At 59.7% G+C, this 22,862-nt stretch carries 21 protein-coding genes and 1 pseudogene; 9 read left to right on the top strand and 13 right to left on the bottom strand.

The features are described from left to right. Positions 1 to 113: 113 nt before the first annotated feature. The 3 genes and pseudogenes from hemB to MEB48_RS05735 form a co-directional block, all read right to left on the bottom strand. Complete coding sequence (hemB, locus tag MEB48_RS05725; protein WP_030131534.1) at positions 114 to 1,088, bottom strand: porphobilinogen synthase; 975 nt, start codon at positions 1,086 to 1,088, stop codon at positions 114 to 116. A gap of 238 nt (positions 1,089 to 1,326) precedes the next feature. Beyond that, positions 1,327 to 1,422, bottom strand: a pseudogene (locus tag MEB48_RS05730) (phenazine biosynthesis protein PhzF); the annotation flags it as partial. Between the two features lie 63 nt (positions 1,423 to 1,485). Beyond that, positions 1,486 to 2,193: a glutathione S-transferase family protein gene (locus tag MEB48_RS05735; protein WP_237882690.1), complete on the bottom strand. Its 708-nt coding sequence runs from the start codon at positions 2,191 to 2,193 to the stop codon at positions 1,486 to 1,488. A 293-nt stretch (positions 2,194 to 2,486) separates the two neighbouring features. On the opposite strand from MEB48_RS05735, the gene MEB48_RS05740 reads away from it, so the two are divergent. After that, complete coding sequence (locus tag MEB48_RS05740; RefSeq protein ID WP_237882791.1) at positions 2,487 to 3,161, top strand: histidine phosphatase family protein; 675 nt, start codon at positions 2,487 to 2,489, stop codon at positions 3,159 to 3,161. Between the two features lie 91 nt (positions 3,162 to 3,252). On the opposite strand, the gene mnmH is transcribed toward MEB48_RS05740, so the two are convergent. Continuing rightward, complete coding sequence (gene mnmH / locus MEB48_RS05745) at positions 3,253 to 4,356, bottom strand: tRNA 2-selenouridine(34) synthase MnmH (RefSeq protein ID WP_237882692.1); 1,104 nt, start codon at positions 4,354 to 4,356, stop codon at positions 3,253 to 3,255. After that, complete coding sequence (gene selD, locus MEB48_RS05750; protein ID WP_237882694.1) at positions 4,356 to 5,390, bottom strand: selenide, water dikinase SelD; 1,035 nt, start codon at positions 5,388 to 5,390, stop codon at positions 4,356 to 4,358. Before selD ends, mnmH begins: the two co-directional genes overlap by 1 nt. Positions 5,391 to 5,822: 432 nt before the next feature. Here selD and MEB48_RS05755 point away from each other — a divergent pair, with 432 nt between their 5' ends. From MEB48_RS05755 to MEB48_RS05765, 3 genes are all read left to right on the top strand, one after another. Continuing rightward, complete coding sequence (locus MEB48_RS05755) at positions 5,823 to 6,779, top strand: nucleoside-specific channel-forming protein Tsx (protein WP_237882696.1); 957 nt, start codon at positions 5,823 to 5,825, stop codon at positions 6,777 to 6,779. Positions 6,780 to 6,803: 24 nt separating this feature from the next. Continuing rightward, a complete protein-coding gene (locus MEB48_RS05760; RefSeq protein WP_237882698.1) occupies positions 6,804 to 7,838 on the top strand; it encodes a purine-nucleoside phosphorylase in 1,035 nt (344 codons plus the stop codon). Positions 7,839 to 8,160: 322 nt separating this feature from the next. Beyond that, the gene (locus MEB48_RS05765) at positions 8,161 to 8,388 is read left to right on the top strand and encodes a DUF6555 family protein (protein ID WP_095053076.1); all 228 of its coding nucleotides are present in this window, start codon (positions 8,161 to 8,163) and stop codon (positions 8,386 to 8,388) included. A gap of 70 nt (positions 8,389 to 8,458) precedes the next feature. Here the strand turns inward: MEB48_RS05765 and MEB48_RS05770 are convergent, their stop codons facing one another. The 6 genes from MEB48_RS05770 to MEB48_RS05795 form a co-directional block, all read right to left on the bottom strand. After that, on the bottom strand, positions 8,459 to 8,617 hold the full coding sequence (locus tag MEB48_RS05770) for a metallothionein (protein ID WP_237882700.1): 159 nt from the start codon (positions 8,615 to 8,617) through the stop codon (positions 8,459 to 8,461). Positions 8,618 to 9,046: 429 nt separating this feature from the next. Continuing rightward, a complete protein-coding gene (locus MEB48_RS05775; protein WP_237882793.1) occupies positions 9,047 to 10,363 on the bottom strand; it encodes a Na+/H+ antiporter family protein in 1,317 nt (438 codons plus the stop codon). A gap of 232 nt (positions 10,364 to 10,595) precedes the next feature. After that, entirely contained in the window at positions 10,596 to 11,909 is a 1,314-nt protein-coding gene (locus MEB48_RS05780) for a sensor histidine kinase (RefSeq protein ID WP_237882702.1), read from the bottom strand. After that, positions 11,906 to 12,574 (bottom strand): response regulator transcription factor, encoded by a 669-nt coding sequence (locus MEB48_RS05785; RefSeq protein WP_237882704.1) that lies wholly within the window; start codon positions 12,572 to 12,574, stop codon positions 11,906 to 11,908. The genes MEB48_RS05780 and MEB48_RS05785 overlap by 4 nt, the downstream gene beginning before the upstream one ends. Before the next feature lie 3 nt (positions 12,575 to 12,577). Further along, positions 12,578 to 12,898 carry a PepSY domain-containing protein gene (locus tag MEB48_RS05790; protein WP_237882706.1) on the bottom strand — a complete coding sequence of 107 codons (321 nt, stop codon included), beginning with the start codon at positions 12,896 to 12,898 and terminating at the stop codon, positions 12,578 to 12,580. Beyond that, positions 12,898 to 13,206 carry a PepSY domain-containing protein gene (locus tag MEB48_RS05795; protein WP_237882707.1) on the bottom strand — a complete coding sequence of 103 codons (309 nt, stop codon included), beginning with the start codon at positions 13,204 to 13,206 and terminating at the stop codon, positions 12,898 to 12,900. The genes MEB48_RS05790 and MEB48_RS05795 overlap by 1 nt, the downstream gene beginning before the upstream one ends. 383 nt (positions 13,207 to 13,589) lie before the next feature. Between MEB48_RS05795 and queD the strand changes: the two genes are divergently transcribed. The 4 genes from queD (at position 13,590) to codA (ending at position 17,755) form a co-directional block, all read left to right on the top strand. Further along, positions 13,590 to 13,946 carry a 6-carboxytetrahydropterin synthase QueD gene (gene queD, locus MEB48_RS05800; protein WP_017736453.1) on the top strand — a complete coding sequence of 119 codons (357 nt, stop codon included), beginning with the start codon at positions 13,590 to 13,592 and terminating at the stop codon, positions 13,944 to 13,946. Between the two features lie 199 nt (positions 13,947 to 14,145). Further along, the gene (locus MEB48_RS05805; RefSeq protein WP_237882709.1) at positions 14,146 to 14,976 is read left to right on the top strand and encodes an alpha/beta fold hydrolase; all 831 of its coding nucleotides are present in this window, start codon (positions 14,146 to 14,148) and stop codon (positions 14,974 to 14,976) included. A 249-nt stretch (positions 14,977 to 15,225) separates the two neighbouring features. Then, entirely contained in the window at positions 15,226 to 16,497 is a 1,272-nt protein-coding gene (gene codB / locus MEB48_RS05810) for a cytosine permease (RefSeq protein ID WP_237882711.1), read from the top strand. Between the two features lie 13 nt (positions 16,498 to 16,510). Then, a complete protein-coding gene (gene codA, locus MEB48_RS05815; RefSeq protein ID WP_237882713.1) occupies positions 16,511 to 17,755 on the top strand; it encodes a cytosine deaminase in 1,245 nt (414 codons plus the stop codon). Positions 17,756 to 17,886: 131 nt separating this feature from the next. Here the strand turns inward: codA and MEB48_RS05820 are convergent, their stop codons facing one another. After that, positions 17,887 to 18,879, bottom strand: a complete 993-nt coding sequence (locus MEB48_RS05820; protein WP_237882715.1) for a diaminopimelate epimerase — start codon at positions 18,877 to 18,879, stop codon at positions 17,887 to 17,889. A gap of 168 nt (positions 18,880 to 19,047) precedes the next feature. Here MEB48_RS05820 and MEB48_RS05825 point away from each other — a divergent pair, with 168 nt between their 5' ends. Beyond that, positions 19,048 to 20,199: an MFS transporter gene (locus MEB48_RS05825; protein ID WP_237882717.1), complete on the top strand. Its 1,152-nt coding sequence runs from the start codon at positions 19,048 to 19,050 to the stop codon at positions 20,197 to 20,199. 212 nt (positions 20,200 to 20,411) lie between these two features. Here MEB48_RS05825 and MEB48_RS05830 read toward each other — a convergent pair whose 3' ends face one another. Continuing rightward, a complete protein-coding gene (locus tag MEB48_RS05830) occupies positions 20,412 to 22,835 on the bottom strand; it encodes a TonB-dependent siderophore receptor (RefSeq protein ID WP_237882718.1) in 2,424 nt (807 codons plus the stop codon). Between the last annotated feature and the right edge of the window lie 27 nt (positions 22,836 to 22,862).

A 22,862-nucleotide genomic window follows, 5' to 3' on the forward strand; every position in this document is an offset into this window, starting at 1 on the left:
CCCACGCTCTGCGTGGGAATGCAGCCAGGGACGCTCAGCGTCCCAACAAGCGTGAGGCAGAGCGTCACAGGAGGCGTTCCCACGCGGAGCATGGGAACGATCTTTCAAAACAATTAGATCCCGGCCAGGGCCAGGTCCATCGCGAAGTAGGTGAAGATCAAATCCGCCCCGGCCCGTTTGATCGCCCCCAGGCTCTCACGCACCACTCGGTCTTCATCGATTGCGCCGGCTTGGGCAGCGAATTTGATCATCGCGTACTCGCCACTCACCTGATACGCCGACAGTGGCAGACGCGAGGCTTCGCGAATGTCGCGGATGATGTCCAGGTATGCACCGGCCGGTTTGACCATCAGCGCGTCGGCGCCTTCCTGCTCATCCATCAGCGACTCACGCACCGCTTCGCGACGGTTCATCGGGTTCATCTGATAGCTTTTGCGGTCACCCTTCAACGCACTGCCGCCGGCCTCGCGAAACGGACCATAAAGCGCCGAAGCGAATTTGGTCGAATAGGCCATGATCGCGGTCTGGCTGAAACCGGCTTCATCGAGCGCCCGGCGAATGGCCTGGACCTGCCCGTCCATGGCCGCCGACGGTGCGATCACATCAGCGCCGGCCCGAGCGGCCGCCACGGCTTGTTTGCCGAGGTTGATCAGGGTCTGGTCGTTGTCGACTTCGTGGTGGTGCAGCACGCCGCAATGGCCGTGGTCGGTGTACTCGCAGAAACAGGTGTCGGACATCACGATCATTTCCGGCACGGCGTCTTTGGCGATGCGCGACATGCGTGACACCAGGCCGTTGTCGCTCCAGGTATCGCTGCCGCTGCTGTCCAGATGATGGGACACGCCAAACGTCATCACCGATCTAATCCCGGCCCGAGCGTAACGCTCGATCTCGCCGGCCAGCTTCGACTCGGGAATGCGCATCACGCCGGGCATGCTCTTGATCGGCACGAAATCGTCGATCTCTTCCTCGACGAAAATCGGCAGTACCAGGTCGTTCAAGCTGAACTCGGTTTCCTGGAACAGGCTGCGCAGGCTCGCATTGCGGCGCAGACGGCGTGGACGTGCTTCGGGGAACTGACTGGGCATGGGCCTTCCTGAAAAAAACGGTGAATGAGACAAAAGTCGTTGGGGGCGAAGCTCATGCGCTGCAAGGCGCGGGGCACAAACCTCAGACGCGGAACAAAGCGTTACCGGTTCGGCAACAATCCCCCGCATTCAGCACAGAACCCTGTGGGAGCGGGCTTGCTCGCGAAGGCGGCCTATAATTCAACATTGATGTCGACTGACCCAGCGCTTTCGCGAGCAAGCCCGCTCCCACAGGGTAAATCGCCAGTATTCCTGTAATGCAGGTCACCACCGCGCCGCCAACCCAGATCTCATCTCCCACCTGCTCGACCTGAGTCCCCCCGCCGCGGCCCATGGCTGAAGACATCTACTTGCTTGAAATCGAATGAGCTTATTGCCTGCCTTGGTGATGAGGGATTCAAAGAGGTTGCTTGGGAATTTCCAGCCCGCGAATTACCGCCGGCCTTGCGAGAAAACGTTCCAGCACGCGGGTGACATTGGGGAAATTCTGGATACCCACCAGGTCACCGGCCTCATAGAAGCCGATCAGGTTGCGTACCCACGGAAAGGTCGCGATGTCGGCGATGGTGTAGCGCTCGCCCATGATCCAGTCGCGCCCTTGCAGACGGCCATCAAGGACCTTGAGCAAGCGCTTGCTTTCGTCGACGTAGCGATCACGGGGACGTTTGTCTTCGTAGTCCTTGCCAGCGAATTTGTTGAAGAAACCGAGCTGGCCGAACATCGGCCCGATACCGCCCATCTGAAACATCAACCATTGAATGGTCTCGTAACGCGCCGCCGATTCCTGCGCCAACAGCTGCCCGCTCTTGTCGGCAAGGTAAATCAGAATCGCCCCTGACTCGAACAGTGCCAACGGCTGATCTCCCGGACCGTGAGGGTCGAGGATCGCCGGAATCTTGTTGTTGGGGTTCAGCGACAGAAATTCGGGGGACAACTGATCGTTGGTGTCGAAGCCCACACGGTGCGGCTCGTAGGGCAGCCCGATCTCTTCGAGCATGATCGAAACCTTGACGCCATTGGGTGTTGGCAAGGAATAGAGCTGGATCCATTCCGGGTATTGGGCCGGCCATTTTTGAGTGATGGGGAATGCAGACAAATCGGTCATAAGGGGCATCCATGAGAAAATCGAAGTGAAGATCATAATGGGGACGGGGGCGCATATGTGTACCGCATCCATAAATCCGCAACATCCTGTCGATAACCTTTCTTCCAATCCGTTCAAGGTTGCCGCTAAAGTGCCAGGCACTTCGCTCGGATCGAACCAAAGGGCTTCAGAGGACTCTGAGCATGGCCCTATAGGAAATAGCGGATCAACGACATGGAAAACACCCGTAGCCATAAGCTCACGGTGTCAAGGTTTGTCAGCCTTAACCGAATGCGCTGAAGATGACCTATTCGATGATGAATCCACTGAAATTCGCCCAACGCTTCAAACATCGCGCCTATGTCTTCCTGCCTGCCTTGTTGGCGGCCTGCGCCGTGTTTTTGTCGTTGGAGTCCAGCGAAAGCCGCGCCCAACCGGCGGACGGCACCCAGACGCTGGTGTTTTTACGCCACGCAGAAAAACCCGCCGGCGGCCTGGGTCAGCTCAATTGTCAGGGGCTGAACCGTGCCATCGACCTGGCCACCTTGTTGCCGGAAAAATTCGGCAAGGCCAACTACGTGTTTGCCGCCAATCCGACGCGCAATGTCGAGGAAGGCGAATTTGATAATTCCTACAGTTACATCCGCCCACTGATGACCATCAGCCCCAGCGCAATCAAGCTAGGCTTGCCGGTGAACATCAACTTCTCGGCCAACGACACCAGCGACCTGGCGGATGAGCTGCTCCACGACAAGTATCACAACTCGGTCATTTATACGGCCTGGTCCCACGGCTACCTGCCCGAACTGATCAATAAAGTCGCCGGGGAAGCCGTCGGCAAGAAACAGAACATCACCGATGACTGGGCATCCAGCGACTACGACTCGCTGTACGTGCTCACACTGACCTGGCACAACGGCAAGGCCAGCCTGCAGAGCCGCAGCTACAAACAGGGGCTGGATAATGGTCAGGAGACCTGTCCGACGTAAGCGGTCGGGCGCGCCTGTCAGGCCTCTTCGCGGGCAAGCCTCGCTCCTGTAGGAGCGAGGCTTGCCCGCGAAGAGGCCAGTACCCCCCCACCTAACCCCGCTGATTACCTCGCGTTCGCAGGTACTCAAGCACCGCACCCCGCTCCCCGACAAATTCGATCCGCGTACCCTTTTTCTCCCGCTGAAACGCATACATCGGGTCGTAATACTCACGCAGCAACCCTTCGATCCAACCCCGGTGCAAATCCACCGTACCGCTGTTCGCCTGTTCTGCCAGGGCGTCTTCCATCAAGGTCACCATCCGCCGATGGCGTTCGCCACCCAGACGTTTCTGAACATTGTTCAGGCTCGCCAGCATCCGCTCGGAAAACAGCGCAAAGCCTTTATCGCCATGCACTTCAATGAACTCGGCGCACAAGTCCACTACGTAATCACGCAGAATTCGCTCGACCCGCCCTTCCAGACTGTCTTCCAGCCATACCATCGGAAATTGCTGCATGCCCTGATACAGCTGCAGCGGCAAGGCGCAACTGCCGATCGCGCGGCTCTCGTCTTCCAGCACGAACTGTTCGATACCACGGGCGCGCTTCTTCAGCACGTCCACCGCCAGGCGGTTTTCAAAGTCGATGTTGGAGGGTTGGCCGGTTGCGCGTTTTCCGAAGCTGGAGCCGCGATGATGGGCATGCCCTTCCAGGTCCAGCCCGTTGCTCAATTGCGTGAGCACCTCGGTCTTGCCAGTGCCGGTCATGCCGCCCAGCAAGACGAAATCACACTGGGTAATGGCCTGATCGAGCGTATCGAGCAGGAAGGTGCGCATGGCCTTGTAGCCGCCACCGACTCGCGGATAGTCGATACCGGCTTCGTCCTTGAGCCATTGCTGAACGATCTGCGAACGCAGCCCACCCCGAAAACAGTACAAATAACCATCCGGATGCGCCCGGGCAAAGTCGGCCCAGGCCTGGATGCGCTCGGCTTTGATCTCGCCGGACACCAATTGATGCCCCAGCGTGATGGCCGCTTGCTGGCCTTGCTGCTTGTAACAAGTGCCGACCCGTTGCCGCTCGAGGTCATCCATCAGCGGCAGATTGACCACGTCAGGGAATGAGCCCTTGAGGAACTCGACCGGTGCGCGCGTATCCATCATCGGCCGGTCGTTGAGGAAGATGTCGCGGTAATCGGTGAAGTCGATGGACATCAAAACACCTCTACCGCGTTAGTCTGTCGCTCAACCAATTCGCCGATCGGCTCAAGGGCCAGACCGAGTTCGGCTGCCACCGCCAGGAACCCTTCGTTACCTTCGGGCGTGACCGCAATCAGCAGGCCGCCGCTGGTCTGCGGGTCGCAGAGCACGCGTTTGTGCAACTCCTGGAGTCGGCCGACCTTGCTGGCGTAACTGTCGAAATTGCGCAGCGTGCCGCCTGGCACACAGCCCTGATCGAGGTAATATTCGACACCCGGCAGGCGCGGTACACGGTCATAGCCGATGCGGGCGGTCACGTTGCTGCCGTCAGCCATTTCCACCAAGTGCCCGAGCAGGCCAAAACCGGTGACGTCGGTCATCGCGGTCACACCCTCGAGTTTGCCGAAACGGCTGCCGGGTTTGTTCAGGGTGCACATCCAGTCGCGCGCCAGGCCGATGTCGGCATTGCGCAACTTGCCCTTCTTCTCGGCCGTGGTGAGGATGCCGATGCCCAAGGGCTTGGTGAGGTACAGCAAGCAACCAGCGGTGGCGGTGTCGTTGCGCTTCATGTGGCGCTTTTCCACCAGCCCGGTCACGGCCAGGCCGAAGATCGGCTCTGGTGCATCAATGGAATGGCCACCGGCCAACGGGATTCCCGCTTCATCGCAGACCGAACGCCCGCCGCGGATCACTTCCCGGGCAATCTCCGGCGCCAGCACATTGACCGGCCAGCCGAGAATTGCAATCGCCATCAACGGATCGCCGCCCATGGCGTAAATGTCACTGATGGCGTTGGTGGCGGCGATGCGGCCGAAATCGAACGGATCGTCGACGATCGGCATGAAAAAGTCAGTGGTCGAGACCACGCCGCGTTCTTCGTCGATGGCATATACCGCCGCGTCATCGCGCGAGGCGTTGCCGACCCAGAGTTTCGGGTCCAGGTTCTGCGCGCCGCTGCCGGCCAGAATCACCTCCAGCACCTGGGGTGAAATCTTGCAGCCACAGCCTGCGCCGTGGCTGTATTGGGTCAGACGAATCGGCTCGCTCATCGGGGATGCACCTTGTGAAGTCAATGCCGAGGATTCTACAGCAACCCTTTGGGGAGGGGGCTTGCCCTAATGCCTGTCGTAGGAGCGAGCTTGCTCGCGAAGACGCAGGCACAGTCAATATTGATGTCGCCTGACACACCGCTTTCGCGAGCAAGCTCGGTCCTACAGGGTGCCGTGTCTTGCCCCGTCAGGCCCATCGACACCATTTTGGTGCATATCCCCCGCCAGATCCCCTTCGCCCTGAAAACCTCATCCCTCCAAATCCTTGACCAGAAGGACAGAAAAACCAGCAATTCCCACTATTTTTCAGTGCATTAAACAAACTGGTATGTCTTGTGCAAACGTTTGCGAGTCGCCGATACCGGCCTGTTTGCCACCTACCACGCAAACCTGCACCACCAGGGTTTCGATCCGTACGAAAAGGGACTTTTAATGCATTGCACTTCCCGTCGCGTGACTTGCTCGCGCACTTTTGCTGTTTCCTTGCTGCTGGCCAGCGTTACAGGACTACTCAGCAGCCATGTTCTGGCCCAACCGGCCACCGCCGAAGAGTCCGCCCAAGGCGAAGCCCTCAGCCCTGAAGCCAGCCCGCCGAAAAAAGGCGCCTACCTGTCGGACTGGTTCAACCAGGACCTGACTGTCATCGGCAGCAAAGACATCAGTTTCGGCCCGCAACCGGCCGACGACATCTACCTGGAATATGAATACTTCGGCCGCAAGGGGCCGTTCGAGTTGTACGGCTACATCGATATTCCGAAGATCTTCGACATCGGCAACAGCCATGACAAAGGCGTGTGGGACCACGGTTCGCCGGTGTTCATGGAGCACGAACCGCGGATTTCCATCGACTACCTGGCTGGCCGCAGCCTGGCCATCGGACCGTTCAAGGAATGGTACGTGGCGTTCGACTGGATCTACGACCACGGCAGCAACAGCGCCAACCGCGCCAACACGCTGTACAGCGGCCTCGGTACCGACATCGACACCCATTCGCGGGTCAATCTGTCGGCCAATTTCTACGGTCGCTATCAGTGGGAAAACTACGGTGCCAGCAATGAATATTCGTGGGACGGCTACCGCGCCCAGCTCAAATACATCGTGCCCATCAGCAGTTTCAGCAACGGCGCTTCGTTGACCTACATCGGTTTCACCAACTTCGACTTTGGCTCCGACCTGCACAAGGACAACCCGGCCCGCACCGCCAACGCGACCGTGGCCACCAACGTGTTGCTCTACGCCTTCACTCACTTGCGTTTCACCCTGGTCGGCCGTTATTTCCACAACGGCGGCAACTGGGAGGACGGCAGTGAATTGAATTTCGGCGACGGTGACTTCCGCGCCCGTTCCAACGGCTGGGGCTACTACGCCGGTGTCGGTTATCAGTTCTAAGACTTATTGAATCTGGAGGTTTTTATGAATGCAGTGACGCGTATTTCCCTGTCTGTCGGTTTTGCGGTAGGCACCCTGCTCTCTTGCGCTACATGGGCGACTGAAGCGCCGATCCAGCCGAAAGTAATGCTGATCACCATGTTCGCCCCCGAGGCGCAGAACTGGATCGATCGTCTGGAGCTCAAGCAAGAAGTCCGCGTACCGGGCCTGTCCTCCGAGTACCCGAACATTCGCTGCAACACCCGACAGGTGTGCCTGATGGTCACCGGCATGGGCCAGACCAATGCCGCGGCTTCTACCCTGGCCCTGGCGCTGTCGCCGAAATTCGACCTGCGCAAAAGTTACTTCCTGATCGCCGGGATTGCCGGCATCAGCCCACACCACGGCACCATCGGCACCACTGCGTGGGCGCACTATCTGGTGGAGTTCGGCACCCAATGGGAGCTGGATTCCCGAGACGCGCCGAAAGACTGGCCGACCGGTTACCTGGGCATCAACACCCAAGGCCCGAACGAAAAGCCACCGCTGGATTACAAGACCGAAGTCTTCGAGCTCAATCCGAAGTTGCAGGCCAAGGCGTTCGCCCTGAGCCACAAGGTCCAGCTGAGCGAAAGCAAGGAATCGGCGGCATGGCGCTTGAAGTATCCATCCGCGCCGGCCAATCAGCCGCCCGTGGTGACCCAATGCGACACGCTGGCGGGCAATACCTGGTTTTCCGGGACGCGCTTGAGTGAACGGGCGGAAGTCTGGACCAAGCTGCTGACCAATAACGAAGGGGTCTATTGCACGACTCAGCAGGAAGACAATTCCACCTATGAAGCACTATTGCGCGCCAGCCGCGAGGGGCTGGTGGATGTCCGGCGCCTGGCGGTGGTGCGCGCAGGCTCTGACTTCGACCGGCCGGCGCCGGGACAGAGCGAGGTGGATAACCTGCTCAAGTACGCCGATCAAGGTGGGTTTGTGCCGGCGCTGGAGAATCTGTACCGCACGGGGAACCCGCTGGTGCAGGAGATTTTGCAGAACTGGTCGGCTTGGGAGAAAGGCGTGCCTGAAGCCTGATCTGCCAACACATCTCCATGTGGGAGCGGCGGTGCGGCGATCCGACTTGCTCGCGAAGACGGACTGACAGTCGACGTTGATGTTGAATGTGAAGCCGCCTTCGCGAGCAAGCCCGCTCCCACTTTAATCGGATTACGGCAACAACCCAGGCATGTTCAAATCAGGCGGCGCAGCCATAGACTAGGATCATTGGGGGGTCAGGAAGGCTCCATGATAACGAAGCGTCCGGCTGTCGCCAGTCACTGTCACCGTCCGACAAGCCGACTGAATTTTCCCCGCGCCTCGCGATCCTTCTATAACTACAGGGAGGAATACAGGCTTTATGAACAATGCAAAACTTTTCGTTATTGAATACACCCTTCATGGCCAGCCCAAGTCTTTCATTATCCGCCTGGACAAAATGGACAATGCAGAGGCTTGGCACTGGGCAAGTTGCGACGCAGGGATCGGCCGGATCCCGCGTTTTGGCCGTGAGCGGGTGCAAAAGACCAGCAAACCGCTGGCGGAAAAATTCGGCATCGAGAATGTGACCTGGCGACCGGCCAGTTGAGCGTCAAAAAGGAGGGGAAAGATTCAAACCGAAGTGGAGCCTGGACGGCTCCACTTTTTTGGCTGAACGGTCAGTGTTGAGCACACTTGCAGCCTTCGTTGACGCATGCTTCGCCATGTTCGTGATGCTTGGCGCAGGCTTCACAGCAATAGTGCTTGCCGTGGCGCACGATAGGGTGTTCACCCAGCTTACAGTTGCATTTCGGGCAGTCGCAGGTACCGTCATTCATAAGTCTGACTCCATGGTGGGTCGTCCGGGTGCCGCGAATGCGCGACACCTGAAGCAAATGACCGCCCGTTCCGGATACGGGTTCAAACCAACGCTTGGACGGTGTTTGCTTACTAATGAGGGTAGTCGCGATGCGGAACCTGTGGGAGCGGTAGGCTTGCCCGCGAAGGCGTAGTGTCAGTCGATATCAATGTTGAATGACACGACGCCTTCGCGTTCACTCTTTTGATTTTGTTGGCGTGGTTAAAGGCTTTAACGGCACGCCAGATCAAAAGTTGAGCCAGGGTCACACTGATCCCTGTGGGAGCGGGCTTGCTCGCGAAAGCGGTCTACCCAGTCACATCAATGCTGGATGTGCTGCCGTCTTCGCGAGCAAGTCGGATCGCCGCACCGCCGCTCCCACACCTGATCTCCAGTTCAGAGGAAAGGTTTAGAGAACCATCGCCGCCACCCAGCCAAACGCCAGCAACGGCAGGTTGTAGTGCAGGAAGGTCGGGACCACGGTGTCCCAGATGTGGTGATGCTGGCCGTCGATGTTCAGACCGGAGGTCGGGCCCAGGGTCGAGTCCGAGGCGGGTGACCCGGCATCGCCCAACGCGCCGGCGGTGCCGACGATGCACACGATGGCGATCGGGCTGAAGCCCAGTTGCACGCACAACGGCACGAAAATCACTGTCAGAATCGGTACGGTGGAAAACGACGAGCCAATGCCCATGGTCACCAACAGGCCCACCAGCAACATCAGTAGCGCACCGATAGCTTTGCTGTGGCCGATCCACGAAGCCGAAGTTTCGACCAGTGTTTGCACCTGTCCGGTGGCTTTGATCACTTCACCGAACCCTGACGCGGTGATCATGATGAAGCCGATCATCGCCATCATCTTCATGCCTTCAGTGAACAGGTCATCGGTTTCACGCCATTTAACGATCCCCGATAGCGAAAAGATCAGGAATCCCGCCAGCGCCCCGATAATCATCGAGTCCAGCAGTAGCTGAATAATGAATGCCGCGGCAATCGCCAGGCCGGCCACCATCAGGCTCAACGGGTTGTACTGCACCGCAACCTGCTCGACTTTTTCGATCTTTTCCAGATCGTAAACACGCTTCTTGCGGTAGCTGATAAACGCTGCCGCCAGGCCAAACACCATGCCCAGCGCTGGAATACCCATGGCATGGGTGACATTGATGCCACTGATGTCCACGCCACTACGGGCGACGTTGGCCAGCAGGATTTCATTGAGGAAGATGTTGCCGAAGCCCACGGGCAGGAACATATACGGCGTGATCAGACCGAAGGTAATGACACAGGCGATCAGTCGACGGTCCAGTTGCAGTTTGGTCAGCACATATAACAGTGGCGGTACCAGCAACGGGATAAAGGCGATGTGAATCGGCAAAATGTTCTGCGAGGCAATGGCCACCACCCACAGCAAACCGATCAACAGCCATTTGACGTTTCCGCCACCGTTGGCGTGCTGGCGATCGACCATGGCCAGGGCTTTGTCGGCCAGCGCATGGGCCAGGCCGGATTTGGCAATCGCCACGGCGAATGCGCCGAGCAAGGCGTAGGACAACGCAACCGTCGCGCCGCCGCCGAGGCCGCTGTTGAAAGCTTTCAGCGTCGCGTCGATGCCCAGGCCACCGGTCAGACCGCCCACCAGCGCGCCGACAATCAGCGCGATTACCACATGCACGCGGGACAGGCTGAGTATCAGCATGATGCCGACCGCGGCAATTACTGCATTAATCATCGTTACCTCAAGGCATACGGAATGAGTCCGGCCGGCAGCCTGCATGAGCCGCCAGCGGATTAAAGAAAGGGTTTATTAGAGGGCGCGCACTTTGCCGCAGAGTCGCCTCGGTGTCAAAGCCGGAGCACGGTCTCGTGTAGCAGCGGGCTTGCCCGCGATGACGGCGGTACAGTCAACATTGATGTCGCCTGACATACCGTTTTCGCGGGCAAGCCCGCTCCTACAGGGGTCAGCGCTTGGGCAATTCGATCGTCACCTTCAACCCGCCCCACTCGCTTTCCTGCAACTTCAACACCCCGCCCCACGTATCGACAATGTCGCGCACGATGCCCAATCCCAAGCCATGCCCATCGGTCTGTTCATCGAGCCGTGAGCCACGACTGAACACCTGAGCGCGCTGATCTTCGGGAATCCCCGGTCCATCGTCTTCCACGCTCAATTCAAACCTTTCTGCCGTTTCGACCACGCTTAACCGAACCTCGGCATCCGCCCACTTGCAGGCGTTGTCCAGCAGATTGCCGAGCAATTCCAGCAGATCTTCGCGATCCCACGGCAGTTGCAGGCCGGACGGTGCGCGGTAGCTCAGGTCGAGGTGTTCGCCGTGAATCATGTTCAACGTGGTCAGCAACCCCGGCAGTTCCGCATCGCAATCAAACAGCGCCCCCGGCAGTGCATCGCCGGACAATCGGGCGCGGTTGAGTTCGCGATTCAGCCGTTGCTGAACCTGTTCCAGTTGCGCCTGCATGACTTTGCGCAGCTGCGGATGAGCATCGAGTTTTTCGCTTGAAGCCAGGCTCAACAACACCGCCAGCGGAGTTTTCATGGCATGGCCGAGATTGCCCAAGGCATTGCGCGAACGCTTGAGGCTGTCTTCGGTGTGGGCCAGCAAATGGTTGATCTGCGCCACCAACGGTTCCAGCTCCAGCGGCACTTCTTCGTCGAGTTGCGAGCGCTGACCCTGCTGCAACTGGGCGATTTGTTCGCGGGCCTTTTCCAGCGGGCGCAAGGCGCGGCGCACGGTGATCCGTTGCAACAGCAAAATCAACAACAGCCCCGCCAGCCCCAACCCGAGGCCAACCTGTTGCATGCGCCGAAAGCTCTCGCGCACCGGGGTGTAATCCTGGGCGACGCTGATGGAAATCGCCTGGCCCAACCGACGGTAATCCGAACGCAATACCAACAGCTGCTGCCCTTCCGGCCCCAGTTGCAGGTTGCTGTGCAGGCCTGGGTGTTCGAGCAGTGGCAGTTCCTGATCCCATAACGAGCGGGAGCGCCAATGGCTGTCAGCAAAATCGATGCGAAAGTAATGCCCGGAAAACGGTCGCTGATAGACCGGCGATAAGTGCCGCTCATCCAGTTGTAATCCCTGCGGTCCGCGCACCAGCGCCACCAGCAGGTTTTCGCTGTCGTTGCGCAGCCCGGCTTCGAGGTAGCGCTGCAAACCCATTTCAAACAGCCACAGACTGGTTTGCGCCAGCACCAGGCCGACGATCACCATCACGCTGATCAGGCCCAGGCTCAAGCGGCGCTGGATCGACCTCACTGCGCTTGCCCGCCGAACAGGTAACCCTGACCGCGACGGGTTTCGATCACGCTGCGGCCGAGTTTGCGGCGCAGGTGGTTGACGTGAACTTCCAGCACGTTGGAGTCGCGCTCGGTTTCACCGTCGTAGAGGTGTTCGGCAAGATGACTTTTGGAAAGGATCTGCTCCGGATGCAGCATGAAATAGCGCAGCAAGCGGAATTCGGCAGCGGTGAGCTGGATATCGGCGCCGTCGCGAGTCACGCATTGGCGACTTTCATCCAGATGCAAACCTGCGGCTTTGAGCGTCGGTTGATTGGCCTGGCCATGGGAGCGGCGTAACAATGCCTGGACTCGCAGGTGCAGCTCTTCGGGGTGAAACGGTTTGGTCAGGTAATCGTCGGCACCGGCCTTGAGGCCTTCGATTCGCTCGGCCCAGGAACCGCGCGCCGTGAGGATCAGCACTGGCGTGGCCAAGCCGCCGGCCCGCCATTGCGCCAGCACATCGAGCCCCGGCAAACCCGGCAGGCCGAGGTCGAGAATGATCAAGTCATAAGGCTCGCTGCTGCCCTGGTACACCGCATCGCGGCCATCGGCCAGCCAGTCCACGGCGTAACCCTGCCGGTTGAGGCCGGCCATCAATTCGTCGGCCAGCGGTACGTGGTCTTCCACCAGAAGCAAACGCATCGGTCAGTCTTCCTTGTCTTTCAGTAATTGGCCGGTGGTGGCATCGAGGTCCAGCTCGCGCACCACGCCTTCGGTGGTCAGCAGCTCGACTTCATAAATGTAAACGTCGTGTTTTTCCTCAAGCTCGGCTTCCAGCAGCTTGGCCCCGGGATAGCGGTCCAGTGCTTGCTGCAAGAGCCGCTCCAGCGGCAGGATCACACCTTGTTGGCGCAGGCGCAGGGCCTCGTCCTGATCCAGGTCGCGGGCCATGACCACCGAGCAAAAAGCCAGGAGCGCCAGCGCCATTCGACTGCTGGCGCGTCGATTTAAACCAGACACCTTCATTACGTATCCTGATGATTCTTGAGAACCTGCCCGCTGACGGCGTCCAGTTCCAGGTCCCACTCAAGGCCCTGCGGGTCGCGCAGTTCCACCTGATAGATGTACTTGCCGTACTCTTCTTCGAGCTCTGTTTCGCTGATTTTGGCGCCGGGGTGTTGGGCCAATGCCGTGGCGTTGAGCTTCTCGAAGGACACAATGGTACCAGCGTCGCGCAATCCAAGGGCTTCGTCGGGGCCGAGGTCGCGTGCATGGGCGATGCTGGCAGTCATGGCAATGAGGGAGGCGGTGAACAGGGCAGTCAGGATTTTCATGGGGTGTCTCCGTATCTTTTTTATGTGTTGCTGCGGAATCACCTTAGTGGTTCGAACTTAACTGAAACTGAATTGCCATCATTGATGATCGCAGCGCGATATTACTGACACACGCAAATCCCTGTAGGAGCCAGCGGTGCGGCGATCCGACTTGCCGGCGAAGGCGTCCTCGAAATCGCCTTCGCCGGCAAGCCTGGCTCCTACGTAATGTGCTGCCAGACATCGAGACCGGTATGATCGCGACCACATCAAACTGGCTGCCAACGGTCGCCCCGGCGAGCGCTTGCTGACCCTTTAGTCAGTGTTTTGCCCAGCGCTCTGGTAAACTCGCCACCTGCCCCCATCGCCGCGGCGATCGCCACCTGACAGAGCTGAACATCACTGTGGAAATCTTCAAAGAATTTACCTTCGAATCCGCCCATCGCCTGCCCCACGTGCCGGACGGCCACAAGTGCGGTCGCCTGCACGGTCACTCGTTCAAAGTGGCGATTCACCTGAGTGGCGATCTCGATCCGCATACGGGCTGGATCCGCGACTTCTCGGAAATCAAGGCGATCTTCAAGCCGCTCTACGAGCGCCTCGACCACAACTACCTGAACGACATTCCCGGCCTGGAAAACCCGACCAGCGAAGTGCTGGCCAAGTGGATCTGGACTGAATTGAAGCCCCTGCTGCCGGAACTCAGCGCGATTCGTATCCACGAGACCTGCACCAGCGGTTGCATCTATCGCGGTGAGTAAACCGCTGTAGGAGCGAGCGGTGTTCCGACGAAGGCGGCATGTCAGGCGACATCGATGTTGACTGTGCCGCCGCCTTCGCGAGCAAGCTCGCTCCTACAGAGAGGAAATGCGTTTCGTCAGTGAATAGAGAAACAGCCTTCAACGGCTGTTTTTTTATGCCTATGCTTTTTGCCTCGCACACGCCAAGAGGACACCTCCCATGACTGACTGGCCGCAGGCTCAGACCTATCGTTTCAACGGACACTCCGTTCGCTTCGCCGTACGTGGCGACGGCCCGCCGCTGGTGTTCGTGCATGGCACGCCCTTCTCTTCTTATGTGTGGCACCGGATTGCGCCGCACTTCATCACCACGCACCGCGTGCACTACTTCGATCTGCTGGGTTACGGGCTATCCGCACAGCCGGACGGCGATGTGTCGCTGGGCGTACAAAACCAACTGTTGACGCAATTGCTGGAGCACTGGGGCCTGGAACGGCCAGACGTGGTGGCCCACGATTTCGGCGGTGCCACCGCATTGCGCGCCCATCTGCTCAACGGCAAGGATTACCGCAGCCTGACGCTGATCGATCCAGTGGCGCTGTCGCCCTGGGGTTCGCCGTTCGTGCAGCATGTGCGTCAGCATGAAGCGGCGTTCAGTGGACTGCCCGATTACATTCAGCAGGCGATTGTGCCGACCTATATTCGTGGTGCGATCAAGCGCGAAATTCCCGATCACGAATTGGCGCCCTACGTGCGGCCCTGGCTCGGCGATCAGGGGCAAGCGGCGTTCTATCGGCAGATCGCGCAGATGGATGAACGTTTTACCCGCGAGATCGAAGGGTTGTACCCGACGATTCGCTGCCCGGTGCAGATTCTTTGGGGCGAGGACGATCAGTGGATTCCCATCGAACGCGGACGGGCGTTGCATCAGATGATTGTCGGGTCACAGTTTCATGCCATTCCCAAAGCCGGGCATCTGGTTCAGGAGGATGCGCCGGAGGCGATCGTGGCGGCGCTGTTGCGGTTTTTGCCGCAACATGATTCCCCCTGAAAACCCCGAATCAAAATGTGGGAGCGGGCTTGCTCGCGAAAGCGGCCTGACATTCAACAATGATGTTGGCTGACACACCGCTTTCGCGAGCAAGCCCGCTCCCACATGGGTGCTGTGTTCTTTCAGGTGCACCGCTTTCGAGCCCTCTGCGGGCCAAATCCGCCTGTTCGTCTATAAATAACAACACCCTCGCGCCATTGGCACGAGCACTGCAACACCTCCGCGTCTCCATCCAGCAAGGAACGCCACATGACGCAGAATGATCCCGGCAACGATTACCCTCTCAGCGAAGTCCCGATGCATGCTCGCAAGGGACTCGCCTCCACCGCCATGGTGCTGCTGGGTTTTACCTTCTTCACCGCGACCATGTTTGCCGGCGGCAAGCTCGGTGTGGCGTTCAGTTTCGGCGAGATGATGGCGGTGATTATCGTCGGCAATCTGCTGCTGGGGATCTACGCCGCGGGGCTGGGTTACATCGCCTTCAAAAGCGGCCTCAATTCGGTGTTGATGGGACGTTTCTGCTTCGGTGAAGTGGGCAGCAAGCTCAGCGACCTGATCCTCGGCTTCACCCAGATCGGCTGGTACGCCTGGGGTACCGCGACCGCCGCCGTCGTACTCGGCAAGTATTTCGAACTGAGTGAGGGCACCGTTCTGGGCTTGATGGTGCTGTTCGGCCTGGGCTTCTGCGCCACGGCCTACATCGGCTATCGCGGGCTGGAGATTCTGTCGTACATCGCCGTGCCGGCCATGATGTTGCTGCTGATGCTGTCAATGTGGGTCGCGACAGTAAAGGTCGGCGGGCTCGAGGGCTTGCTCGCGGTGGTTCCGACAGGAACGCTGGATTGGTCGACCGCGATTACCCTGGTGTTCGGCACGTTCGTCAGCGGGGCGACGCAAGCCACCAACTGGACACGCTTCTCCCGTTCAGCGCGGGTTGCGGTGCTGGCGAGCCTGATCGGCTTCTTCGTCGGCAACGGTCTGATGGTGTTGATCGGTGCCTACGGCGCCATCGTCTATCAGCAACCGGACGTGGTCGAAGTGCTGCTGTTGCAAGGCTTCGCCATGGCTGCGATGGCGATGTTGCTGCTTAATATCTGGAGCACCCAGGACAACACCATCTACAACTTCGCCGTCGCTGGCTGCAACCTGCTGCGCACCGGCCGGCGCAGAACCGTGACCCTGACCGGTGCGGTGATCGGCACGCTGCTGGCACTGCTGGGCATGTACGACATGCTGGTGCCTTACCTGATTCTGCTGGGCACGGTGATTCCGCCGATTGGCGGGGTGATCATGGCGGACTTTTTCTTCCGTTATCGTGGCCACTACCCACGCCTCGCCGACACACGGTTGCCCGCGTTCAACTGGCCGGGGCTGAGCGCTTATGCGGTCGGCACTGTCGCCGCCTTCAGCTCGCCGTGGGTCGCGCCGCTGGTAGGGATTGCCGCCGCCGCGCTAACGTATGTGCTATTGACCGGGGTACTGGGTGCCCGTACCGCCGACGCACCACTACAAGATCTCTAAAAGGATTCGCCTGATGCACATCATCAACGCCCGCCTGCGCAACCAAGAAGGCCTGCATGAGTTGCACCTGGAAAATGGCCTGATTCACAGCATCGCCCGGCAAACCGAAGCGCCGTCCCTGGGGCCGGATGATCTGGACGCCGGCGGTAATCTGGTGGTGCCGCCCTTCGTCGAGCCGCACATTCACCTCGATGCCACCCTGACCGCCGGGGAACCGCGCTGGAACATGAGCGGCACGCTGTTTGAAGGCATCGAGTGCTGGGGCGAGCGCAAGGCGACCATCACCCAGGAAGACACCAAGACCCGCGCCAAGAAAACCATCCAGACCCTCGCCGCCCATGGCATCCAGCATGTGCGCACCCACGTCGATGTCACCGACCCGGAACTGACGGCGCTCAAGGCAATGCTCGAAGTCCGCGAGGAAAGCCGCCACCTGATCGACCTGCAAATCGTCGCGTTCCCCCAGGAAGGCATCGAGTCGTACCGCAACGGTCGGGAGCTGATGGAAGAAGCGATTCGCCTGGGCGCCGATGTGGTCGGGGGTATTCCGCATTTCGAGTACACCCGGGATCAGGGCGTCAGTTCGGTTAAGTTCCTCATGGACCTGGCCGAGCGCACCGGTTGTCTGGTGGACGTGCATTGCGACGAAACCGACGATCCGCACTCACGCTTTCTTGAAGTGTTGGCCGAAGAGGCCCGCAGCCGCGACATGGGTTCACGCGTCACCGCCAGCCACACCACGGCCATGGGCTCTTACGACAACGCCTACTGCGCCAAACTCTTTCGCCTGCTCGGGCATTCGGGGATCAGTTTTGTCTCCTGCCCGACCGAAAGCATTCACCTGCAAGGACGCTTCGATAACTTCCCGAAACGCCGTGGCGTAACCCGTGTGAATGAGTTGCTCGAAGCGGGGATGAACGTGTGTTTCGGTCAGGATTCGATCGTCGACCCGTGGTATCCGTTGGGCAACGGCAACATTTTGCGGGTGCTCGAGGCTGGGTTGCACATCTGCCATATGCTCGGTTATCGCAATCTGCAAAGTGCGCTGGATCTCGTCACCGACAACAGCGCCAAAGCCATGAACCTGGGCGATCGCTATGGGCTGGAACAGGGGCGGCCGGCGAATCTGCTGATTCTGTCGGCGGACAGTGATTATGAGGTGATTCGCAGCCAGGGTTTGCCGCTGTATTCGGTTCGTGATGGCAAGGTGTTGATGAAGCGGCAGATGCCGGTGGTGGAGTTTAGTGGTTTGAGCTGAGATCTTCGTTGAATGTGATGGCCCCTTCGCGAGCAAGCCCGCTCCCACATTAGATCTTCAGTGCACACAGTTTTTGTGTACAACGACAATCCACTGTGGGAGCGGGCTTGCTCGCGAAGGCAATCTGGAAATCAACCCATCAATCGCGCCGTACCAAAAAGCCTGACCCGACTCAATTCGCCATCCATTTCTTCCAGCAAAATCGGCGCCGTGCCGCCAGGCATGACCACCTTCACTTCCCCGGCCGTCACCCAACCCACGCGCCACGCCGCGCACGCCACCGCGCTGGCGCTGGTGCCCGACGACGCGGTCGGGCCTTCGCCGCGCTCGAACACCCGCGCAACGATTCGCCCCTCGGATTCAAGCATCGCCCATTGCAGGTTCACGCCTGCCACACATGGCTGTCCTGCCCCGGTCGGCATGGCGTAAGCGATGCGGGTCAATCCGTCGGCCAACGTCGATTCGCGCATCTGCGCGTTACTCGGCAACGCCTCGGCGTCTGTCACCAACGTCACGCAATGGGGATTACCGATACGCACGAACTGACTGTGACTCCAGGCAGGATCGAGCGCGGACAATGGCCATACTTGACTGACTTCGCGCCCCTTCAACCTCACGGGTTCAACGCCTTGCGCGCCCACCGCTTCAGGCCCGAACGATGGCTGCCCCAGATCCAGCCAGAACCCTTGCACGCCATCGATTTCCGCGGGTTTCACTGAAGTCTGCACCGGCGAAACCGCATCGCTCTTGTCGTGATGAACCCGGAGCAGACAAGCCTCCTCCGTCGGCATCAGCCCTTGCTCGCCGAGGGCCTGGGAAAAGATCGTCAGGCCATTGCCACTGCGCTCGGCCAGGGTGCCATCGGTGTTGACGATCAACAGATCAAAAGGTGGCGCAGCTTGAAACGGCCCCACCAGCAGACCGTCGCAGCGATGCGCCTTGTGGCCGGGCGGTTGTGTGCCGGGAACCCAACTGCAGAACGCCTCTACGGCCGACGACGCCCAGGCCTCACGGGTTTGCGCGGCATGGCTGGCCAGTTCAGGCAGTTCGATACCACTTCTGCGCACATCGTCCGGCGTCACGACCGCGTAGATATTGCCTCGAGCATCGTACATCCGCGTCATGGCGTCTCCTGTATGAGCAATTGATCCGTCGACAATATCGCGAAACAGCGGCTGGCTGTGCAAGGATGTCACCCTGCCTGACTGCGATTCCCCCCGGACGTGATGAGCGAACCCTTTGCGGTTGTTCACTGTCCGTTGGGGACGCGATGTTTTTTGCCAAGGATCGATATGACCAACCTCAACACCCAAGCCTCATTCGTCCCCGGACGTCTGGAACAGATGTCCACACGCATCGCCTTTTTCATCGCCGGCTTCGGTATTGCGGCCTGGGCGCCGCTGGTGCCTTACGCCAAGGCGCGGGCCGGGCTGGACGAAGGCACCCTCGGGCTGTTGCTGCTGTGTCTGGGAGTGGGTTCGATTCTGGCGATGCCGATGGCGGGGATTCTGGCTTCGCGTTTTGGCTGCCGTCGGATGTTGAGCGGCGGGACTTTGTTGATCTGCGCGGCACTGCCGCTATTGGCGACGGTGTCTACGATTCCGGCGCTGATCGCGGCGTTGTTCATGTTCGGCGCGGGCCTGGGCACGGTGGATTCGACGGTGAACCTGCAAGCGGTGATCGTCGAACGGGCCAGCGGCAAGAATATGATGTCGGGTTTCCATGGGCTGTTCAGCCTCGGCGGGATCGTCGGCGCGGCGGGTGTCAGTGCGTTGCTCGGCCTCGGGGTTTCCCCGCTGGGTGCGACGCTGGTGGTGATCGTGATGTTGATTGTGGCGTTGCTCAAAGCGGCGCCGCATCTGTTGCCCTATGGCAGCGAAAGCTCCGGCCCGGCGTTTGCCGTACCCCATGGCATCGTGCTGTTTATCGGCGGCATGTGCTTCATCGTGTTCCTCGCTGAAGGCGCGGCGCTCGACTGGAGCGCGGTGTTCCTGGCCCAGGAACGCGGGATCGACACGGCGTATGCCGGACTGGGTTATGCGGCGTTTGCGCTGACCATGACCGTTGGGCGTTTGACCGGTGATTCAATCGTGCATCGTCTTGGCGCTACGCGGGTGATTGTGTTTGGTGGGCTGACGGCTGCGGCGGGCCTGGCGCTGGCGACATTCGCACCGAGTTGGGAAGGGGCGCTGGTGGGTTACGCACTGCTGGGGGCAGGCTGTTCGAACATTGTGCCGGTGCTTTATACCGCCGTGGGCAAACAGACCGTCATGCCGGAAAGCATTGCCGTGCCAGCCATTACTACATTGGGCTATGCAGGGATTCTCGCCGGGCCTGCAGTGATCGGCTTTATCGCCCATGGCAGCAGTTTGAGTTTTGCCTTTGGCTTGATGGCGGTGTTGCTGGTGGCGGTGGCGATTGGCGGGAAGGTGTTGAAGGTTTAAAAGCATCGCGGGGCAAGCCCGCCCACAATGTTCGAAGTTGCCCCGATTCTGTATTCACCGCAGATCACCATGTAGGAGCTGGCTTGCCAGCGAAGCTTTTGGCACCAGTGAGGACGCCTTCGCGGGCAAGCCCGCTCCTACAAGGATTTTCAGTGAACACAGATTTTGCCCATGCCAAAGATCATGCGGGGCTTGCCCGCGATGACGGTCGATCAGAACCCGACGCTGGCCTGCACGAAGAACGTGCGCGGTGCGCCGACGTACATCCCCGAGTTGTTGTCGCTGGAGCGGGTGAAATACTGTTTGTCGAAAATGTTCTTCACCCCCGCTCCGATTTTCAGGTTCGACAATTGCGAACCAAAGTCATAACCGCCACGCACGTTCCAGGTGACATAACCGGGGATGTCGCCGTACTGGCCGTCCGCGCTGCCTTCGGTGATGTAGTTGCCGCTGAAACTGCCATCAGCGTTCACCGCGGTGCCCGGCGAGCGCTGTTTGGACTGGGCAAAGGCATCGAGGTTGTAGGTCCAGCGGTTGATGTCGTAACGCAGGCCGGCGGTCGCCACCTGACGCGAGTAGAACGGTAGGTCACGGCCCTTGAAGCCTGGAATCTCGCCTTCATAAACGGCGCGGGTGTAAGTGAAACCGGCATTGGCGGTCAGGCCTTCGAGTCGCGGGTCCAGCGCCGCCATGTCGTAGTGCACCGAGGCTTCAAGGCCTTGGTGCGTGGTCGCGCCGAGGTTGGTCCAGCCCACATCGTTGCTGATGTACTGCAACTCTTTATCGAAGTCGATGTAGAACAGCGTCACCTCCCCGCCCCACACATCATCGTTGTAGCGCGTACCGATTTCGTAGGTCTTGGCCTTTTCCGGGTTCAGGCCGTTGGCGGTGTTGTCACCCGAACCACCCTGGCCGAGCTGGAAATATTGCAGGCTGCCAAACGAGGTTTCGTAGTTGGCGAACAGTTTCCAGGCCTCGGACATGTGATACATCACGCTCAGGGCCGGCAACGGTTCGTTGCTGTCGATGCTGCGGCGTTTTTCCTGCACAGGTTTGCCGGCGGTGTCGAGCACCGGCCGGTCGTGCCATTCGGTACTGATGCTTTCAAAACGGATGCCGGGGGTCACGGTCCAGTTGCCGACATCGATCTTGTCATCGATGTAAACAGCGTGGGCTTCGGTGCCCCCAGTGCGATCCTGGAACACATGGCCATCGGAAGTTTTGGTGACCACCGGCTGATTATTCACCAGCGCCAGACGGCTCGCCTCTTCATGCATGCCTTCTTTCAAATAACGATAACCGACGCTGGCTTCCTGAGTGGTCGGGCCCAGATCAAACACATGGGACACACGCGGTTCGATGCCGAAGGTGTAGTAAGTGCGCGGATAAGAGCTGAGGGTTCTCTGGTCACGAGCGGCAATGGTGCTGCCACGGAAGCTATCGGAATAGTAGGTCAGCACTTCAGCCTGGGTGCGGTCGTCGATCTGTCGAATCCACTTGAAAGACACGTCCTTGCGGCGGCCGCTGAAGTTGTCATGGTCGCGGTCGGACTGGAACGGATCGGCATCGTACTGCTTCTGCGTCAGGCCGCCGGGCATGTCGGCGCTGGCGTCGTAGTAATGGAAATTGAGGCTGAAATCGTCCTGATCGGTGGGCGCCCAGTGGGTCTTGAGGATCACGTCGTCGATGTCATTGCTGTTGTTGCTTTTGCGATAACCGTTGCCGTTCACGCCGGAATACAACAGCGCCACACCCATGCCGTTATCGGCGGTGCCACCGAGAAACGCGGTGTCGATGTGTTTCCAGCCGCCGCGCTGGGTGGTTTCCAGGGTGGTGCCGATTTCGCCGGTGGCTTTCTCCGGGATCGCGCGGGTGACGAAGTTGATCACGCCACCGACGTTCTGCGGCCCATAACGCACGGAACCGGCACCACGCACCACGTCGATGCTGTCGAGGTTGCCGGAGGAAATCGGTGCCATGGACAGCTGCGGTTGCCCATAAGGGGCGAAGGCGGCCGGCACGCCGTCGATCAGCACAGTGGAGCGTGGCGACAGGCGCGAGGTCAGGCCGCGAACGCCAACGTTCAGGGAAATATCGCTGCCGCCGGTGCCGTTGGCGTCCTGCACTTGCACGCCGGGAATACGCTTCAACACGTCGCCGACGTTCATGGCGCCCTGCTCGACCATGGCTTCGCGGCGGATCACCGTACGCGCGCCGGGATGGTTTTGCACCACGGCGGCGTCGGCGTCACCCAGCCAGTCGCCGACCACTTTGATGTCGGTCACGCCCAACTCCAGCGGGCCATTGGTGGCGGAAGTCGGGGCTGGCTTCAGGGTCACCGAGCCTTCATCAATCTGATATTCCAGACCGCTGCCTTGCAGCAATTGGCGCAAAGCCTGTTCCGGCGAGAGATTACCGTCGACTGCCGGGGCTTGTTTGCCGGCCACCAGTTCCGGGCTGAAAAAAACCTGCAGCGAGGTTTGTTGACCCAGTTGACTCAAGGCCTGACCCAGCGGCTGCGCCTGAATATGAATGGCGTCTGCAGCGAACGCCTGGGGCAGCGCCGAGCTGATTGCCAGGGCAAGCGCGAGGGGCAGCCAGGGTGTTTTGTTATTTTTAGCGGTGGTTTTCTTCACGTCGAACGTTGTCCTGTGGATCGCAAG

Source organism: Pseudomonas sp. PGPR40, from assembly GCF_022014505.1.
GTDB lineage: Bacteria > Pseudomonadota > Gammaproteobacteria > Pseudomonadales > Pseudomonadaceae > Aquipseudomonas.

Coding starts and splice junctions, on each gene's coding strand:
- hemB (WP_030131534.1), bottom strand. CDS start 1,088: ATGCCCAGTCAGTTCCCCGAAGCACGTCCACGCCGTCTGCGCCGCAAT.
- MEB48_RS05735 (WP_237882690.1), bottom strand. CDS start 2,193: ATGACCGATTTGTCTGCATTCCCCATCACTCAAAAATGGCCGGCCCAA.
- MEB48_RS05740 (WP_237882791.1), top strand. CDS start 2,487: ATGATGAATCCACTGAAATTCGCCCAACGCTTCAAACATCGCGCCTAT.
- mnmH (WP_237882692.1), bottom strand. CDS start 4,356: ATGTCCATCGACTTCACCGATTACCGCGACATCTTCCTCAACGACCGG.
- selD (WP_237882694.1), bottom strand. CDS start 5,390: ATGAGCGAGCCGATTCGTCTGACCCAATACAGCCACGGCGCAGGCTGT.
- MEB48_RS05755 (WP_237882696.1), top strand. CDS start 5,823: ATGCATTGCACTTCCCGTCGCGTGACTTGCTCGCGCACTTTTGCTGTT.
- MEB48_RS05760 (WP_237882698.1), top strand. CDS start 6,804: ATGAATGCAGTGACGCGTATTTCCCTGTCTGTCGGTTTTGCGGTAGGC.
- MEB48_RS05765 (WP_095053076.1), top strand. CDS start 8,161: ATGAACAATGCAAAACTTTTCGTTATTGAATACACCCTTCATGGCCAG.
- MEB48_RS05770 (WP_237882700.1), bottom strand. CDS start 8,617: ATGAATGACGGTACCTGCGACTGCCCGAAATGCAACTGTAAGCTGGGT.
- MEB48_RS05785 (WP_237882704.1), bottom strand. CDS start 12,574: ATGCGTTTGCTTCTGGTGGAAGACCACGTACCGCTGGCCGACGAATTG.
- MEB48_RS05790 (WP_237882706.1), bottom strand. CDS start 12,898: ATGAAGGTGTCTGGTTTAAATCGACGCGCCAGCAGTCGAATGGCGCTG.
- MEB48_RS05795 (WP_237882707.1), bottom strand. CDS start 13,206: ATGAAAATCCTGACTGCCCTGTTCACCGCCTCCCTCATTGCCATGACT.
- MEB48_RS05805 (WP_237882709.1), top strand. CDS start 14,146: ATGACTGACTGGCCGCAGGCTCAGACCTATCGTTTCAACGGACACTCC.
- codB (WP_237882711.1), top strand. CDS start 15,226: ATGACGCAGAATGATCCCGGCAACGATTACCCTCTCAGCGAAGTCCCG.
- codA (WP_237882713.1), top strand. CDS start 16,511: ATGCACATCATCAACGCCCGCCTGCGCAACCAAGAAGGCCTGCATGAG.
- MEB48_RS05820 (WP_237882715.1), bottom strand. CDS start 18,879: ATGACGCGGATGTACGATGCTCGAGGCAATATCTACGCGGTCGTGACG.
- MEB48_RS05825 (WP_237882717.1), top strand. CDS start 19,048: ATGACCAACCTCAACACCCAAGCCTCATTCGTCCCCGGACGTCTGGAA.